Raw genomic sequence first — 14,716 nt, forward strand, 5'->3', positions numbered from 1 at the left:
TCCCGGTCCGTGGAGGCTAACACCCGGCCGCATCGCGGACTTCCCGGTCAGGCGCGGACCGGGGCCTCGACGGCCTGGTTGCGGCGCGCATCCAGGACGCGCCGCGTCTGCAGCTTGATCGCCGGCTCCGTCGAACGGAGGTCGGTGTAGAGCGGCGCCGCCACGAAGATCGTCGAGTAGGTGCCGACGATGATGCCGATGAACAGCGCGAGCGAGATGTCACGCAGGGTGCCGGCGCCGAGCAGCGTCGTCCCGATGAACAGGATCGACGCGATCGGCAGCAGACCGACGATCGACGTGTTGATCGAGCGCACCAGGGTCTGGTTCACCGCGAGGTTCACCGTCTCCGCGAACGTCCGGGTCGAGCGGTCGCTCAGCTGCGAGGTGTTCTCGCGGATCTTGTCGAACACGACGACGGTGTCGTAGAGCGAGTACCCGAGGATCGTGAGGAACCCGATCACCGCCGCCGGCGTGATCTCGAATCCGACGATGCCGTAGACGCCCGCGGTGATGATCAGGTCGTGGACGAGCGAGACGATGCCGGCCACCGACATCTTCCACGTGCGGAAGTAGACCGCCATCACGATGGCGACGAGCACCAGGAAGATGATGAGGCCGCGGATCGCCCCCGCGGAGATGTCCTGGCCCCACGTCGGGCCGACGAAGGACGACGAGACACCGCGCGTGGCGTTCCCCGGGACCGGGACGTCGTACGCCTTCCCCAGCGCGGCGGCGACCCGGTCGCTCCGGGTCGTCGACCCGTCGGTGTCGAGCTGCGTCGTCTGGACGCGCACGCCGTTCGTCCCGACGACGGCCACGCCGGGCTCGACCTCGGTGCCGGTCACCGACTGCACGGCAGCTTTCGCGAGGTTCGTGTTCTGGATGTCCTTGGTCGAGCCGTTGACGGTGAACTGCGACCCGCCCGTGAACTCGATGCCGAACCGGAACCCGTGCCCGAAGGCCGGGAGGACGAGCAGCGGCAGCACGAGCGCGAGGACGACGGCGACCCCGGAGACGACGTACCAGACCCGGCGCCGCTTGATGAAGTCGATCGACCGCGCACCGGTGTAGAGGTCGTTGCCGAAGCTGGTGAGTCCGCCGGCCATCAGCTGCGTCCCTTCGTGTCGGCGCCGAGATCGGCGGCCTTGCGCTCGGCGATCGTCTGGCGCCGCTGCGCCTCCCCGACCGAGCGTCCTTCGCGGCCCCCGGCGGCCAACGGCGCGCGGAACTGCCCGCGACCGCGGTAGACCGCGCCGAGCGCGCGCGGATCCAGCCCGGAGAAGGCGTGCCCCTCCGCGAAGAACGGCCGCCGCGCCAGCAGCTGCAGCATCGGGTGGGTGAACAGGACCACCACGAGCACGTCGATGAGCGTCGACAGGCCGAGCGTGAGGGCGAAGCCCTGCACGTCCCCGACCGCGAGCACGAAGAGCACACCGGCCGCGAGCAGGTTCACGGCGTCGGAGGCGAGGACGGTGCGCCGCGCGCGGCGCCACCCCGTCTCGACCGCGCCCTCGAGGCTGCGCCCCTCCCGGAGCTCGTCGCGGATGCGCTCGAAGTAGACGATGAACGAGTCGGCGGTGATGCCGATCGACACGATGATGCCCGTCACGCCGGCGAGCGACAGCCGGTACCCCTCCCGCCACGACAGGAAGTCGAGGACGATGAAGGTGAGCACCGCGCCGATGCCGAGGCTCGCGAGGACCACGGATGCGAGCAGGCGGTACTGGAACACCGCGTAGACGAACACGAGGATCAGGCCGATCAGGCCCGCGATCAGCCCCGCGAGGAGCTGGGACGAGCCGAGCGTCGCCGAGATCGTGTTCTGGCTCTGCACCGTGAAGTTCACCGGCAGCGCGCCGAACTTCAGCTGCGAGGCGAGCTCCTTGGAGCTGTCCTCGGTGAAGCTGCCGGAGATCTCCGCCTTGCCGTTCGTGATCGCCGCGTTCATCGTCGGCGCGGAGATGACCTTGCCGTCGAGCAGGATCGCGAACTGGTTCTGCGGCGGTTGCAGCCCGACGAGCCGTTCCGAGATCTTCGCGAACTGCTGCGTGCCGGTGCTGTTGAACGTCAGGTTCACGACCCAGGTGCCCGTCGTAGCGCCCTGGCTCGTCGTCTGCAGCCCTGCGGTCGCGCCGGAGATGCCCGTGCCCGGCACCTCCACGGGGCCGAGGAGGAACTTCTGCGTGTTCGTGTTGTCACAGGTGACGAGCGGCACCGACGCCTTCACCTGCGCCGGCTTGTTCTCCGCCGCGCACCGGTAGTTGTCGAACTCGTTCTGCAGGTACGGCGTGACCTGCGACAGGTCGCTGCCGTTCGTCGGCTTCGCGCTCGGGGTGTTCCCCAGCGACGCCGGCGGCGTGTAGGGCTTGTCGCCCGTCCCCGCGGAGGCGGTCGCCGCGGCGTCCGTGAGCAGCACCGGCCGGAAGTCCATGCGGGCGGCCTCGCGGACGCTGTTGATCGTCGCCTGCGAGGGCGTGCCCGGCAGCGACACGTTGATGAACCGGCCGCCCTGCGTCGAGATCTGCGCGTCGGGGCTGCCGCCGGCGGCGGCGCGCTGGCGGATGATCGCGACGGACTGCGAGAGCTGGTCCGCGGTCGGGTTCCCGCCGTTCTCCGTCGTCGCGGCCAGGATGATCTGCGTCCCGCCGGCGAGGTCGAGGCCGAGCTTCGGGAGCAGCGACTCCGCCTTGCCGGCGAAGGTGCTCGCGGTCGAGGTGAACACGCCGATCGAGTTCAGCCCGAGGCCGAGCAGGATGATCACGACGAGGCCGGTGAGCGCACGCCGGGCGTGGCGCTTCGGAGTCACGGTGCTCGGCACGGAGACCTTTCGGGTCGGGGCGTTCGGAGGGCGCCGCGGATCGGGATCCGCGGGCGCGCGGCACCGCTCCCCTCAGGGGGAGCGGGCCGGGCCATGGTACGGGCTACTCGCCCTGCGCCTTCGATGCGGTGCCGCCGGTGGGTCGCGTCGCGTCGTCGTCGTCGGTCTTGGCGAGCTCGACGCGCTCCCCGAACGCCGGGTCCGCGGCCGCGTCGTCCAGCACGACGGGCGCGCCGTTCAGCTCGGTGCCGTCCTCGGCGACCGGGGTCACGATGCGGCTGATCGCCTGGCGGTGGACCGTGATCTCGGAGGTCGGGCCGGTCTGCAGGGTGATGCGGTTCTCCGCCTCGTCGACCGAGACGACGGTGCCGAAGATGCCGGAGGCGGTCATGATCTCGGCGCCCGGCTTGAGCCCCGAGGTCATCGAGGCGGCGTCGCGCTGGCGCTTGCGGCCGTTGCGGAACATGAGACCGACGACGATCACGATGATCACGCCGAAGAAGAGCAGCTGTGCGGTGTTCGGATCCATGCGGAAGCCTTTCGATGAGGTCGGCCGGCGATGCACGGGCCGGCCTGTCGCCGCCGTCCGCGGCGGTCCTGCGCGGCGCCGCGACGGGGTGCGTCCCCGCCCGGTGCTCAGCGCGGCATCATACCGGCTCGTCCCACAGGGCCTGCGCTCCGGGGGCCTTCGGCGCCTTGCCGGTGCGCCGCCATGCGGCGGCCGTCGCGACCCGGCCGCGGGGCGTCCGCGACAGCAGACCCATCCGGACGAGGAAGGGCTCCACGACCGAGGCGATCGTGTCCTGCTCCTCCCCCACGCTGGCCGACAGGGTGCTGAGACCGACCGGGCCGCCGTCGAAGCGGTCGATGATCGCGTCGAGCACGGCGCGGTCGAGGCGGTCCAGGCCGTCCTGGTCGACGTCGTAGAGCGCGAGGGCCGCCTGCACCGCGTCGTCGTCCGCGATGCCGCCGTGGACGAGAGCCCAGTCGCGCACGCGCCGCAGCAGGCGGTTCGCGATGCGCGGGGTGCCGCGGCTGCGGCTCGCGATCTCCCGCAGCGCCGGCGGCCGCACCTCGAGGCCGAGCATCGTCGCGGCGCGCAGCAGCACCTGCTCGAGCTCGTGCGTGGCGTAGAACTCGAGGTTGGCGGTGAACCCGAACCGGTCGCGGAGCGGGTTCGGCAGCAGGCCGGAGCGCGTCGTCGCGCCGACGAGCGTGAACGGCGCGAGGTCGAGCGGGATGGAGGTCGCGCCCGCCCCCTTCCCGACCATGATGTCGATCCGGAAGTCCTCCATCGCGAGGTAGAGCATCTCTTCGGCGCTCCGTGCCATGCGGTGGATCTCGTCGATGAAGAGCACCTCGCCGGGCGTCAACGAGGAGAGCACCGCCGCGAGGTCGCCCGCGTGCTGGATCGCAGGGCCGCTCGACATGCGGAGCGGCCGGTTCGACTCCTCCGCGACGATCATCGCGAGGGTCGTCTTGCCGAGCCCGGGCGGGCCGGCGAGCAGGATGTGGTCCGGGGTGCGGTTCTGCATCGCCGCCGCCTGCAGCAGGACCTGCAGCTGCTTGCGGACGTTCGCCTGCCCGACGAACTCCGTGAGCGTCCGCGGCCGCAGGGCGCCCTCGAAGGCGAGCTCGGCCTCGGACTGCGGGACGGGGTCGACGGCGCTCACCGGACCGCCTGCGGCCCGAGCTGCGCGAGGGCGGCGCGGAGGAGCACGGAGGTCTGCCGCTCGTCCGGCCGGTCGGCGAGCACCTCGTCGAGTGCGGCCTGCGCGGCCCGCTCCTGATAGCCGAGGCCGACCAGCGCCACCAGGACGTCCGCGCCGCGGACGGCGCCGGAGCGTCGCGTGGCGGGCGCCGCGCTCGGGATCGCGATGAGCTTGCCGGTCAGCGAGACGACGATGAGCTTCGCCGTCTTCGGGCCGATGCCGGAGACCCGGCGGAAGGCGGCGTCGTCGTCGTTCGCGACCGCGGCGGCGATCTCCTCCGGGCTCAGCGCGGCGAGGACGCCCATCGCGGACTTCGGACCGACCCCGGTGACGCCGCGGAGCAGGTCGAACACCTCGAGCCGCTCCCGGTCCTGGAAGCCGAAGAGGGACATGTCGTCCTCGCGCACGACCATCGCCGTGTGCACGAGCACCTCCTCGCCGGAGCGGACGGCGAGCGCGTGCTCGGGCGTGACCGTCACGGCGTACCCGACGCCGTGGACGTCGACGACGAGCACGGTCCCGAGCGCCTGCAGCACGGTCCCACGGAGCGAGGCGATCATGCGGTCGAGGCTAGGCGAGGCCTCCGACGCCGGCGACCCGACCCGCTGGCCCCGTTCGAACGCGTGTTCACACGAGCGGCCAGCGGGTGCCGGCCTGCCGGCGCAGCGCGATGCCGAGGATCTCGGCGTGCGCGCCGGCGCCCTGCGCGGCGACGGGCGCGATCTGCTTGGCGATCTCGTCGTCCGACGCCGCGAACCGGACCACGGCCTCCGCGCGCCCCTGCCGGACGCCGACCGACTTCGCCTCGACGGTCGTCAGCTCACCGACCGCGTTCGCGGCGGCGGGCAGCACGGCCTGCGCGTTCCCGCCCGGGTGCACCCGACCGACGGTGAGGACGACCCGGTACGACGGCATGACGGCACTCCTCTTCCGGCGCCCCGCGCGCCGTCCTCCCATTCTGCGGCCGCATCATGGAAGGACTGCGCGGAGGGGGTCCGGCATGCACGAGGACGGGACGGGGTTCGAGGACGAGCCGACGCTCGCGGAGGCGCTGCGCGACGGGCCGCTGACGCTCGACGACGCGATCCGCACGGCGTCGGCGGTGGCCGACGCGGTCGCCGCACTGCACGCTGCCGGGCGTGCGCACGGCGGCTTCGGACCGGAGGACGTCGCGCTCGGGTCGCGCGTCGCCCTGATCGGCCCGGACGCGCCGAAGGCGGGCCTGGCCGCGCCGCCCGCCCTCCGCGCCCGGGACCTGCAGGGCGTGGGCCGGGTGCTGGCCGCCGCGCTCGGCGGGCCGGAGCACGACCTGCCCGCGCCGATCGTCGAGCTGCTGCGCCGTGCGGAGGCGTCGGACGCGCCCGCCGCCGCGCTCGCGGACGCGCTGCACCGGCTCCGCCGGGATCCGACCGCCGCGGCCGAGCTGCTGCAGCCGCGGCCCGAGCCGGCGCCGGCTCGGCGGCCGCTCGCCGCCGTGGTGCCGCGGCCGGACCGGAGGACGACCGGGGTCGCGGCGGTCGCCGTCGTGGGCGCGGCGGTGGTCGGCGCGGTGCTGCTGCTCGTGGGCGCGCCGGCGAGCACCGTCCGGGCGCCGGTCGCGGCCGCCGCCGTCGAGCCGTCCACCGCGACGGTCGCGCCGGAGGCCGACGAGCCGGCCGTGGCGGCGGCGCTGCCGACCTCGACGCCCGCGGCGCTCCGGCCCCGGCCGACCAGGACCGCCGCGCCGACCACGGTCCAGCGGTCGCAGACGGGTCGCGCGGCGACCTCGCCCGATCCCGCCGCCGCGCCGGCGGCCGTCAGGCCCGCTCGGGTGGCGCCGTCGACGCCGGCCCCCTCCCCGACCGCGCGCCCGACCTCCCGTCCGGCGCCCAGCGCCACGACGCCGGCGACGGCGGACCCGAGCGCCCCGGCGTCGCCCGCTCCGACCGCTCCGCCGGCGCCGACCGCGCAGCCGACCGCAGCGCCCTCGCCCGCTCCGGCGGCGTCGACGTCCGCGCCGCGCTCGTCCGCCGCGTCGACGACCCCGTCGCGCTGACGCGACGCCGGGGCTCAGGCGCAGGCGCCGAACTGGTCGATCTGCCCGGATCGGCAGTCGAGCCGGCGCCAGGCGCCGCCGACGCGGTCGTCCGTCGCGTCCTCGAAGATCTCGACGCCCGTGATGCCCGGACCGGTGCGGTAGTAGCGGACGACCGGGGCGCCCTCGGCCGTCGAAGTCACGACGATCAGCTCACGGCCCTCCCCCGGCGTCGTCGCGAGGCAGGCGATGCGGTCCGCGGGGACGCCCCCGCCCCGCTCGACCTCGAGCTGCCCGCAGGAGCGGAAGGGCGGCCGGTCCCGGAACGCCGCCGGCGCCGCCGGGGAGTCCATCGAGTCCGCCACCACCGATGCGGCCGGCGCTCGGCCCGTCGGGGACGCCGACGGCTGCACCCCGAACACGAGGAAGGCGACGACGGCGCCGCCCACGATCGCGACCGCCAGCAGCGCGCCGAGTACCACGAATGTGCGACGGACGGCGAGCATCCGTGCACTGTACGGCGATTCCCCTGCTCACGGCCACTTCTCGACGGGGCTCGACGTCGGTCAGCGACGTCGGGCCGAGGCCTCCGCCTCCCGCCACGCGCGCTGCGCGGGGGTGACCGCACCGCCCACGGCGGGTGCCGCCGGTCCCTGCCGCCACGCGTGGCAGACGGCGATCGCGATCGCGTCGGCGGCGTCGGCGGGCTTCGGGGCGATCTCGAGACCGAGGAGCCGCGTCACCATCGTCGTGACCTGCCGCTTGTCGGCGTTGCCATACCCGGTGACCGCCGCCTTGACCTCGCTGGGGGTGTGCAGACCGATCGGCAGCCCGCGCTCCGCCGCGAGGTGGAGCGCGACGCCGCTGATCTGCGCGACCCCCATCACGCTCTGGACGTTCTGCTGCGCGAAGACGCGCTCGATCGCGAACGCGTCCGGCCGGTACTCGTCCAGCAGCGCCCGGATGCCGCTGCCGATGTGCAGCAGCCGGAGCTCGAGCGCCTGGTCCGCGGGCGTGCGCAGCACCTCGACGTGCACGAGCCTCGCAGTGCGGTTGAGCGCGACGTCGACGACGCCGACGCCGCACCGGGTCAGACCCGGGTCGACCCCGAGCACCCGCACGACGGGACTACTCGTCCTCGTCGAGCGCGGACGAGACCTGCTCCGAGAAGTCGAAGTTGGCGAAGACGTTCTGCACGTCGTCGCTGTCCTCGAGGGCGTCCACGAGCTTCAGGATCTTCTTCGCCACGTCGACGTCGTCGATCTCGATCGTCACGCCGGGCACGAACTCGCTGTCCGCCGACTCGTAGTCGATGCCGGCGCCCTGGAGCGCGGTGCGCGCGCCGACGAGCTCGGACGGCTCCGTGACGACCTCGAACTCCTCGCCGTGGTCCGCGACGTCCTCCACGCCGGCGTCCAGGACGGCGCCGAGCACGTCGTCCTCGCTGAGGCCGTCCGTCTTCGCGACGCGGATGACGCCCTTGCGGCTGAAGTTGTAGGCGACCGAGCCCGGGTCCGCCATGGTGCCGCCGTTGCGGCTCATGGCCGTGCGGACCTCCGCCGCGGCGCGGTTCCGGTTGTCCGTGAGGCACTCGATCAGCAGGGCGACGCCGTTCGGGCCGTACCCCTCATACATGATCGTGTCGTAGTTGATCGTCTCACCGGTGAGCCCGGCGCCGCGCTTGATCGCGCGGTCGATGTTGTCGTTCGGCACCGAGGTCTTCTTCGCCTTCTGCACGGCGTCGACGAGCGTCGGGTTGCCGGAGAGGTCGGCGCCGCCCATCTTGGCGGCCACCTCGATGTTCTTGATCAGCTTCGCGAACGACTTCGCCCGCCGCTGGTCCTTGATCGCCTTCTGGTGCTTGGTGGTCGCCCACTTGGAGTGTCCGGACACGTGCGCCTCCTGCCGAAATGCCGCGTCGATGCTACCGGGAGCGCCGCTCGGTCATGCGAGCAGCGGCTCGGCCGCCCGCGTCCGCTGCGGCGGGGCGCCCTCGCCGGCGTCCGGGCGGAGGGGCACGAGGAGCGCGAGCAGGAGGACGGCGGCCAGCGAGCCCGCGCGCAGCACCGCCTGGGCGAGCACCACGTGGGACGGGACGTCCGGGGGCAGGTGGACGCCGACGACGGCGATCGCCGTGGCGATCGGCAGCCGGGCCCGGAGGTCGAGCAGCGCGGTGCCGAGCAGCAGCCCGGCCTCGTAGTAGTCGTGCGTGCCCGGGTCGAGCAGCAGCCGGACCGCGACCACGGCGAGCAGCGCCGCCTCCGGTCGGCGGCGCGCGGTCACGATCGCGACCGCCACCGCGCCGACGAGCAGCTGCGCCGGGCGACACCACGGGGGCGTCCGCGGACCCGCGAGGCCGAGGAGGTGGATCGTGGAGGTGGGCGCCACGACGATGGTGAACCGGGACACGTGGTCGATCGCGCCGGGTTGGAGCACGAACGGCAGCCAGACGAGTGCGACGGTCGCGGCGACGATCGCCGCGGCGCGGAGCCGGGTGCCCCGCGGTGCACCGGCGAGCACCAGCACGACCGGCACGACCCACGGCTTGCAGTCGATCGCGAGGCCGAAGGCCAGGGCCGCCCGCAGCGGCGCGTCGCGGCGCAGGGAGCGGAACCCCAGGACGACGCCGAGCAGGGCCAGCGCGTCGTCCGGATGCCCGAACGAGACGGCCAGCAGCTGCCAGCCGAGCAGGACGCCCGCTCCGGCGAGCAGCCACCGGATCCGACCGGCGCGGGTCGCGCGGTCGACGAACGCGGCGAGCGCCGCGACGGCGAGCAGCCCCAGCGCCTCCATCGCCGCGGTCGCGGCCAGCTCGTCGGCGGGACGACCGAGCTGCACGAACGGGGCGCTCAGCAGGAAGGTGAGCGGCCCCATCTGCAGCTCGGGGTGGCGGGCGTACAGGGCGAGCCCGGTCGGACCCGTGAGCGCGTGGACGCCCGTGATGATGTAGTGCCAGGAGATGAGCCAGGCCATCCCGCCGCGCGGCTACCATGCCACGAGGACGACCTGCCAGGCGACGAGCAGCGCCCAGGGCCGGTCGAGCGCCGCGCCGCCGGCGCGGCGAAGGTCGTCCCGGAGTGTCGCGACGACGTCGGGGCGGGCGGGCCGCAGCGGTCCGGCGGGGGTCGATCCGGGCATCGGTGCAGCGTGTCGGGGCCACCCTGCTCACCGCATGGGCGCCTCAGGAGGGCAGCCGGACGCCCGACGCCTTCAGCTCGAGGGCCGCGAGCCGAGCGATGACGAGGGGGTCGCCGCGGCGCCAGGCGGCGACGACGTCCGGGTCGAGCGCCGTCACCGCGCGCGCGGGCCGGGTCGCCAGCGCGCGCAGCGCCAGGAGGTCGTGCGACGCGGACGCGGCGGCGAGCCGTGCGACGGCCGCGCGGCGGACCGCGCCGACGAGCCGCGGGCGGACCCATCCGACGAGCACCACGAGGACCACGAGCAGCGCCACCGTCCAGCCCACGAGGGTCGCGAGGCGCTCCACGCCCTCCTGCCAGCTCCTCCCGGCGTCCGCGAGGGTGCCGCCCGCGGCGCTCGCCGATCCGAAGGGGGCGCTGATGCCGCCGCCGATCAGCGGCACGCCGCTCAGCCGGCCACCGATGTCGGACATCGTCGCGGCGAAGCCGTTCCCGGACCGGGTCACGTCCGCGCCGACCGCTCGGAGGCCCGCGATCGCATCGTGGATCGCCACCGCGACGACGATGCCGGCCACGAGGATCGCGGCGGCGGCGAGGTCCCCGGCGATCTGGTACGCCCGGCGTCCGCCGAAGTCCGAGTAGAGCTGCATGGCAGCAGTGTGATCACTCGACTTCCGAACGACCTGCGGCCGGCCCCGCGCGCTCGTGGGTTCGGCACGGGCGCGGGGCGTCGGAACCGCTGGTCGAGGTGCGAGCGGAGCGAGCCTCGAGACCACGCCCGGTCCGGGTCGCGCTACAGCAGGCGCAGGAAGTGCTCGTGGAAGCGGGTCTCGCCCGTGATCTCCGGGTGGAACGAGGTACCGAGGAGGTTCCCCTGCTGCACCGCGACGACGCGGCCGTCGCCGAGGGCGGCGACCACCGACGCGGCCGGGCCGACCTCCTCGACGATCGGCGCGCGGATGAAGGCCGCGTGCACGGGCGGTGCGCCGAGCACCGCGACGTCGAGGTCCGTCTCGAACGAGTCGAGCTGGTTCCCGAACGCGTTCCGCCGCACGGTCACGTCGAGGCCGCCGAGCGTCCGCTGATCGGGCAGCGCGTCGAGCACGCGGTCGCTCAGCATGATGAGCCCGGCGCAGGTGCCGTAGACGGGCATGCCGTCGACGATGCGCTCCTGCAGCGGCTCCCGCAGGCCGAAGGCGCGCGAGAGCTTGTCCATCACCGTCGACTCCCCGCCGGGGATGACGAGGCCCTGCACCTGGTCGAGCTCGCGGGCGCGCCGGACCGGCACGGCGTCCGCCCCCAGTCCGGTCAGCACCGCGAGGTGCTCCCGGAAGTCGCCCTGGAGGGCGAGGACCCCGACCTTCGGCGTCACCAACCGCGGTCGGCGAGGCGGTGCGGCGCGGGGACGTCGGCGACATTGATGCCGACCATCGCCTCGCCGAGCCCGCGGGACGCGTTCGCGATCTCCGCCGGGTCGTCGAAGAACGTGGTCGCCTTCACGATCGCCGCGGCACGCTTGGCCGGGTCGCCGGACTTGAAGATGCCGGAGCCGACGAACACGCCGTCCGCGCCGAGCTGCATCATCATCGCCGCGTCGGCCGGCGTCGCGACGCCGCCCGCGGTGAACAGCACGACGGGCAGCGCGCCGAGCCGCGCGACCTCCGCGACGAGCTCGTACGGGGCCTGCAGCTCCTTGGCCGCGACGTACAGCTCGTCGGGGGTCTTCGCCTTGAGGGCATTGATCTGACCCTTGATGGTGCGGATGTGCTTCGTCGCCTCGGAGACGTCGCCGGTTCCGGCCTCGCCCTTCGAGCGGATCATCGCCGCGCCCTCGGTGATGCGGCGCAGCGCCTCGCCCAGGTTCGTGGCGCCGCAGACGAACGGCGCGGTGAACCGCCACTTGTCGATGTGGTTCACGTAGTCGGCCGGCGACAGCACCTCGGATTCGTCGATGTAGTCCACACCGAGGTGCTGCAGCACCTGCGCCTCGACGAAGTGACCGATGCGGGCCTTCGCCATGACGGGGATGGAGACCGCGTCGACGATGCCGGCGATGAGGTCCGGGTCGCTCATGCGCGCAACGCCGCCCTGGGCGCGGATGTCGGCGGGGACGCGCTCGAGCGCCATGACCGCGACGGCGCCGGCGTCCTCGGCGATCTTCGCCTGCTCGACGGTGACGACGTCCATGATCACGCCGCCCTTGAGCATCTCGGCGAGGCCGCGCTTCACGCGGGCGGTGCCGGTGCCGGGCCCTGCGGAGTCGGCGCTGCCGGAGGCGGTGGAGGGGGTGAGCGTGTCGGTCATCTCGGGTTCCTGATCAGCGGTCGAAGTCGAACGTCAAGGCTACTCGTGCATCAGGCGGGCCAGGCGTCGTGCAGCGAGCGCCAGGTGTCGCCGAGCAGCACCGGCAGCGCCTTCGTCCCCGCGATGATCGGGAAGAAGTTCGCGTCCGCCGCCCAGCGCGGTACGACGTGCTGATGCAGGTGCGCGGCGACGCCCGCCCCGGCGATCGCGCCCTGGTTCATGCCGATGTTGAAGCCGTCGCACCGCGAGTCCTCGCGGAGCACGCGCATCGCGGTCTGCGTGAGGCTCGCGACCTCCTGCACCTCCGCCTCCGTCGCCTCGTCGTACAGGCCGACGTGGCGGTAGGGGCAGACGAGCAGGTGCCCGGAGTTGTACGGGAACAGGTTGAGCAGCACGTAGGCGTGCTCGCCCCGGTGGACGATCAGCGCCTCCTCGTCGGAGCGCTTCGGCGCCTCGCAGAACGGGCAGGAGCCGTCGGGCGACGACCCGGCGTTCGGCCCCGTGTGGTTCGACGAGATGTAGGCCATGCGGTGCGGGACCCACAAGCGCTGGTAGGCGTCCGGGATCCCGACCGCGCCGTCCACGGTCTCGGGCTCGTCGGTCACACGGCCCCCGCCGCCGCCGCACCTGGGGCCCCCGCGGCCGGTACCGACGCGTCGCGAAGCGACGTGGCGGCCGTGCCCGTGGGGACACCGCCGGCCGGCTCGAGGTCGTCCGCCGTCGTGATCTGCGCGCGCGACGCGATCGCGCCGGTGATGAGCGCGACCGCCTCGTCGACGGGCACGCCGTTCCGGGTGGTGCCGTCCCGGAAGCGGAAGCTGACCGCGCCCGCGTCCCGGTCCTGCTCCCCCGCGATGAGGAGGAACGGCACGTGCTGCAGCGTGTGGTTCCGGATCTTCTTCTGCATCCGGTCGTCGGAGTCGTCGAGCTCGACGCGGACGCCCTGCAACCGCAGAGCGTCGAGCACGCCGGCGAGGTGGTCCGCGTACTCGTCGGCGACGGGGATGCCGACGACCTGCACCGGCGACAGCCAGACCGGGAACGCGCCCGCGTAGTGCTCCAGCAGCACCGCGAAGAACCGCTCGATCGATCCGAACAGCGCGCGGTGGATCATGATCGGCTGCTGCTTCGTGCCGTCGGCGGCGGTGTACTCGAGGCCGAACCGCTCGGGCTGGTTGAAGTCGATCTGGATCGTGGACAGCTGCCAGGTGCGGCCGATCGCGTCCTTCGCCTGCACGGAGATCTTCGGCCCGTAGAACGCCGCGCCGCCCGGGTCGGGCTCGAGGCGCAGCCCCGACTCGGCGGCGACCTCGGCCAGCGTCGCCGTCGCGGTCTCCCACAGCTCGTCGGGGCCCATGAACTTGGGGCCGTCGTCGCGGGTGGAGAGCTCCAGGTAGAAGTCGTCGAGGCCGTAGTCGCGGAGCAGGTCGAGCACGAACTGCAGGGTGCGGGTCAGCTCCGGCTTCAGCTGCTCAGGGGTGCAGTAGAGGTGGGCGTCGTCCTGCGTGAGGCCGCGGACCCGGGTGAGTCCCTGCAGCGTGCCGGACTTCTCGTACCGGTACACCGAGCCGAACTCGAAGAGCCGCAGCGGCAGCTCCCGGTAGCTGCGTCCGCGCGCGCGGAACACGAGGTTGTGGAACGGGCAGTTCATGGGCTTCAGGTAGTAGTCCTGCCCGGCCTTGACGACCTTTCCGTCCGCGTCCACCTCCTCGTCCAGGTGCATCGGGGGGAACATGCCGTCAGCGAACCACTGCAGGTGGCCGGAGGTCTGGAACAGGTTGCCCTTCGTGATGTGCGGGGAGTTGACGAACGAGTACCCCGCCTCGGTGTGCCGCCGGCGCGAGTAGTCCTCCATCGCCTGCCGGACGATCCCGCCCTTCGGGTGGAAGACGGCGAGGCCGGAGCCGATCTCGTCCGGGAAGCTGAACAGGTCGAGCTCCGCGCCGAGCTTGCGGTGGTCGCGCTTCGCGGCCTCCTCGACGCGGTGCTGGTAGGCGCGCAGCTCGTCCTTCGACGGCCACGCGGTGCCGTAGATCCGCTGGAGCTGCGGGTTCTTCTCCGACCCGCGCCAGTACGCGGCGGCGACGCGGGTGAGCGCCCAGCCGTTGCGGATGACGCCGGTGTTCGGGAGGTGCGGCCCGCGGCAGAGGTCCTGCCAGATCACCTCGCCGCTCGAGCGGTCGACGTTCGCGTACACGGTCAGCTCGCCGGCGCCGACCTCCACGGCCTCGTCGGAGGACTCGTCCGTGCCGCCCTTGAGCCCGATGAGCTCGAGCTTGTACGGCTCGTCGGCGAAGAGCCGGCGCGCCTCCGCCTCGCTGACGACGCGGCGCTGGAAGCGCTGGCCGGCGCGCTGGATCCGCTCCATCTCCTTCGAGAGCGCCTTCAGGTCCTCCGGGGTGAAGGGCTGCTGCACGTCGAAGTCGTAGTAGAAGCCGTCGGTGACGGGCGGGCCGATCCCGAGCCGCGCCTCCGGGTTGATCCGCTGCACCGCCTGCGCGAGCACGTGCGCGGTCGAGTGCCGGAGGATCGCGAGCCCGTCGGGCGAACCGATGGTCACCGGCTCGGCGTGCGCACCCGCCGGGATCGGGCGGTCGAGATCCCAGAGCGCGCCGTCCACCCGCGCCGCGACGACCTCGCGGTCCTCGCCGAAGAGCGTGCGCCCCGTCGTCACCGCAGGCCCTTCGCCTGGCTGCGGGGCGGTGGGATCGGTGGCGCTCACGACGGCGTT

General features: G+C 73.3%; 17 protein-coding genes. 1 reads left to right on the plus strand and 16 read right to left on the minus strand.

The genetic code is table 11. The features are described 5' to 3' along the window. Window positions 1-47: 47 nt before the first annotated feature. The 6 genes from secF to CLV52_RS11985 all read right to left on the minus strand — a co-directional run bounded on the left by secF (window position 48) and on the right by CLV52_RS11985 (window position 5,445). Window positions 48-1,106 carry a protein translocase subunit SecF gene (gene secF, locus CLV52_RS11960; protein WP_133766552.1) on the minus strand — a complete coding sequence of 353 codons (1,059 nt, stop codon included), beginning with the start codon at window positions 1,104-1,106 and terminating at the stop codon, window positions 48-50. After that, the gene (gene secD / locus CLV52_RS11965; RefSeq protein ID WP_133766553.1) at window positions 1,106-2,818 is read right to left on the minus strand and encodes a protein translocase subunit SecD; all 1,713 of its coding nucleotides are present in this window, start codon (window positions 2,816-2,818) and stop codon (window positions 1,106-1,108) included. The genes secF and secD overlap by 1 nt, the downstream gene beginning before the upstream one ends. Window positions 2,819-2,921: 103 nt before the next feature. Further along, a complete protein-coding gene (yajC, locus tag CLV52_RS11970; protein ID WP_133766554.1) occupies window positions 2,922-3,347 on the minus strand; it encodes a preprotein translocase subunit YajC in 426 nt (141 codons plus the stop codon). 118 nt (window positions 3,348-3,465) lie between these two features. Continuing rightward, window positions 3,466-4,491 carry a Holliday junction branch migration DNA helicase RuvB gene (gene ruvB, locus CLV52_RS11975; RefSeq protein WP_133766555.1) on the minus strand — a complete coding sequence of 342 codons (1,026 nt, stop codon included), beginning with the start codon at window positions 4,489-4,491 and terminating at the stop codon, window positions 3,466-3,468. Further along, entirely contained in the window at window positions 4,488-5,090 is a 603-nt protein-coding gene (ruvA, locus tag CLV52_RS11980) for a Holliday junction branch migration protein RuvA (RefSeq protein ID WP_133766556.1), read from the minus strand. The genes ruvB and ruvA overlap by 4 nt, the downstream gene beginning before the upstream one ends. A gap of 67 nt (window positions 5,091-5,157) precedes the next feature. Next, window positions 5,158-5,445 (minus strand): hypothetical protein, encoded by a 288-nt coding sequence (locus CLV52_RS11985; RefSeq protein WP_133766557.1) that lies wholly within the window; start codon window positions 5,443-5,445, stop codon window positions 5,158-5,160. Window positions 5,446-5,530: 85 nt separating this feature from the next. Between CLV52_RS11985 and CLV52_RS11990 the strand changes: the two genes are divergently transcribed. Continuing rightward, on the plus strand, window positions 5,531-6,565 hold the full coding sequence (locus tag CLV52_RS11990) for a hypothetical protein (RefSeq protein ID WP_133766558.1): 1,035 nt from the start codon (window positions 5,531-5,533) through the stop codon (window positions 6,563-6,565). A gap of 14 nt (window positions 6,566-6,579) precedes the next feature. Here the strand turns inward: CLV52_RS11990 and CLV52_RS11995 are convergent, their stop codons facing one another. From CLV52_RS11995 to thrS, 10 genes are all read right to left on the minus strand, one after another. Continuing rightward, window positions 6,580-7,050 carry a hypothetical protein gene (locus CLV52_RS11995; protein ID WP_133766559.1) on the minus strand — a complete coding sequence of 157 codons (471 nt, stop codon included), beginning with the start codon at window positions 7,048-7,050 and terminating at the stop codon, window positions 6,580-6,582. A 60-nt stretch (window positions 7,051-7,110) separates the two neighbouring features. Continuing rightward, on the minus strand, window positions 7,111-7,665 hold the full coding sequence (gene ruvC / locus CLV52_RS12000; RefSeq protein WP_211342682.1) for a crossover junction endodeoxyribonuclease RuvC: 555 nt from the start codon (window positions 7,663-7,665) through the stop codon (window positions 7,111-7,113). Between the two features lie 7 nt (window positions 7,666-7,672). Beyond that, the gene (locus CLV52_RS12005) at window positions 7,673-8,437 is read right to left on the minus strand and encodes a YebC/PmpR family DNA-binding transcriptional regulator (protein ID WP_133766560.1); all 765 of its coding nucleotides are present in this window, start codon (window positions 8,435-8,437) and stop codon (window positions 7,673-7,675) included. A gap of 51 nt (window positions 8,438-8,488) precedes the next feature. Continuing rightward, a complete protein-coding gene (locus CLV52_RS12010; RefSeq protein WP_133766561.1) occupies window positions 8,489-9,517 on the minus strand; it encodes a hypothetical protein in 1,029 nt (342 codons plus the stop codon). Between the two features lie 12 nt (window positions 9,518-9,529). Beyond that, window positions 9,530-9,682, minus strand: a complete 153-nt coding sequence (locus CLV52_RS18455) for a hypothetical protein (protein WP_162850832.1) — start codon at window positions 9,680-9,682, stop codon at window positions 9,530-9,532. 43 nt (window positions 9,683-9,725) lie between these two features. Next, entirely contained in the window at window positions 9,726-10,331 is a 606-nt protein-coding gene (locus CLV52_RS12015; RefSeq protein WP_133766562.1) for a hypothetical protein, read from the minus strand. 143 nt (window positions 10,332-10,474) lie between these two features. Continuing rightward, complete coding sequence (gene pdxT / locus CLV52_RS12020; protein WP_425455687.1) at window positions 10,475-11,053, minus strand: pyridoxal 5'-phosphate synthase glutaminase subunit PdxT; 579 nt, start codon at window positions 11,051-11,053, stop codon at window positions 10,475-10,477. Further along, window positions 11,050-11,985, minus strand: coding sequence for a pyridoxal 5'-phosphate synthase lyase subunit PdxS (gene pdxS / locus CLV52_RS12025; RefSeq protein WP_133766564.1), 936 nt, complete (start codon window positions 11,983-11,985; stop codon window positions 11,050-11,052). Before pdxS ends, pdxT begins: the two co-directional genes overlap by 4 nt. 50 nt (window positions 11,986-12,035) lie before the next feature. Continuing rightward, entirely contained in the window at window positions 12,036-12,590 is a 555-nt protein-coding gene (locus CLV52_RS12030) for an HIT family protein (protein WP_246018099.1), read from the minus strand. Further along, entirely contained in the window at window positions 12,587-14,659 is a 2,073-nt protein-coding gene (thrS, locus tag CLV52_RS12035; protein WP_133766816.1) for a threonine--tRNA ligase, read from the minus strand. The genes CLV52_RS12030 and thrS overlap by 4 nt, the downstream gene beginning before the upstream one ends. Window positions 14,660-14,716 lie beyond the last annotated feature (57 nt).

This window comes from Amnibacterium kyonggiense, assembly GCF_004364555.1.
Classification (GTDB): domain Bacteria; phylum Actinomycetota; class Actinomycetes; order Actinomycetales; family Microbacteriaceae; genus Amnibacterium; species Amnibacterium kyonggiense.

Bases quoted from the DNA above. Each gene is read 5' to 3' on its own strand.
- yajC (WP_133766554.1), bottom strand. From the start codon at position 3,347: ATGGATCCGAACACCGCACAGCTGCTCTTCTTCGGCGTGATCATCGTG.
- CLV52_RS11990 (WP_133766558.1), top strand. From the start codon at position 5,531: ATGCACGAGGACGGGACGGGGTTCGAGGACGAGCCGACGCTCGCGGAG.
- CLV52_RS11985 (WP_133766557.1), bottom strand. From the start codon at position 5,445: ATGCCGTCGTACCGGGTCGTCCTCACCGTCGGTCGGGTGCACCCGGGC.
- CLV52_RS11995 (WP_133766559.1), bottom strand. From the start codon at position 7,050: ATGCTCGCCGTCCGTCGCACATTCGTGGTACTCGGCGCGCTGCTGGCG.
- ruvA (WP_133766556.1), bottom strand. From the start codon at position 5,090: ATGATCGCCTCGCTCCGTGGGACCGTGCTGCAGGCGCTCGGGACCGTG.
- pdxS (WP_133766564.1), bottom strand. From the start codon at position 11,985: ATGACCGACACGCTCACCCCCTCCACCGCCTCCGGCAGCGCCGACTCC.
- CLV52_RS12010 (WP_133766561.1), bottom strand. From the start codon at position 9,517: ATGGCCTGGCTCATCTCCTGGCACTACATCATCACGGGCGTCCACGCG.
- CLV52_RS12015 (WP_133766562.1), bottom strand. From the start codon at position 10,331: ATGCAGCTCTACTCGGACTTCGGCGGACGCCGGGCGTACCAGATCGCC.
- CLV52_RS18455 (WP_162850832.1), bottom strand. From the start codon at position 9,682: ATGCCCGGATCGACCCCCGCCGGACCGCTGCGGCCCGCCCGCCCCGAC.
- secF (WP_133766552.1), bottom strand. From the start codon at position 1,106: ATGGCCGGCGGACTCACCAGCTTCGGCAACGACCTCTACACCGGTGCG.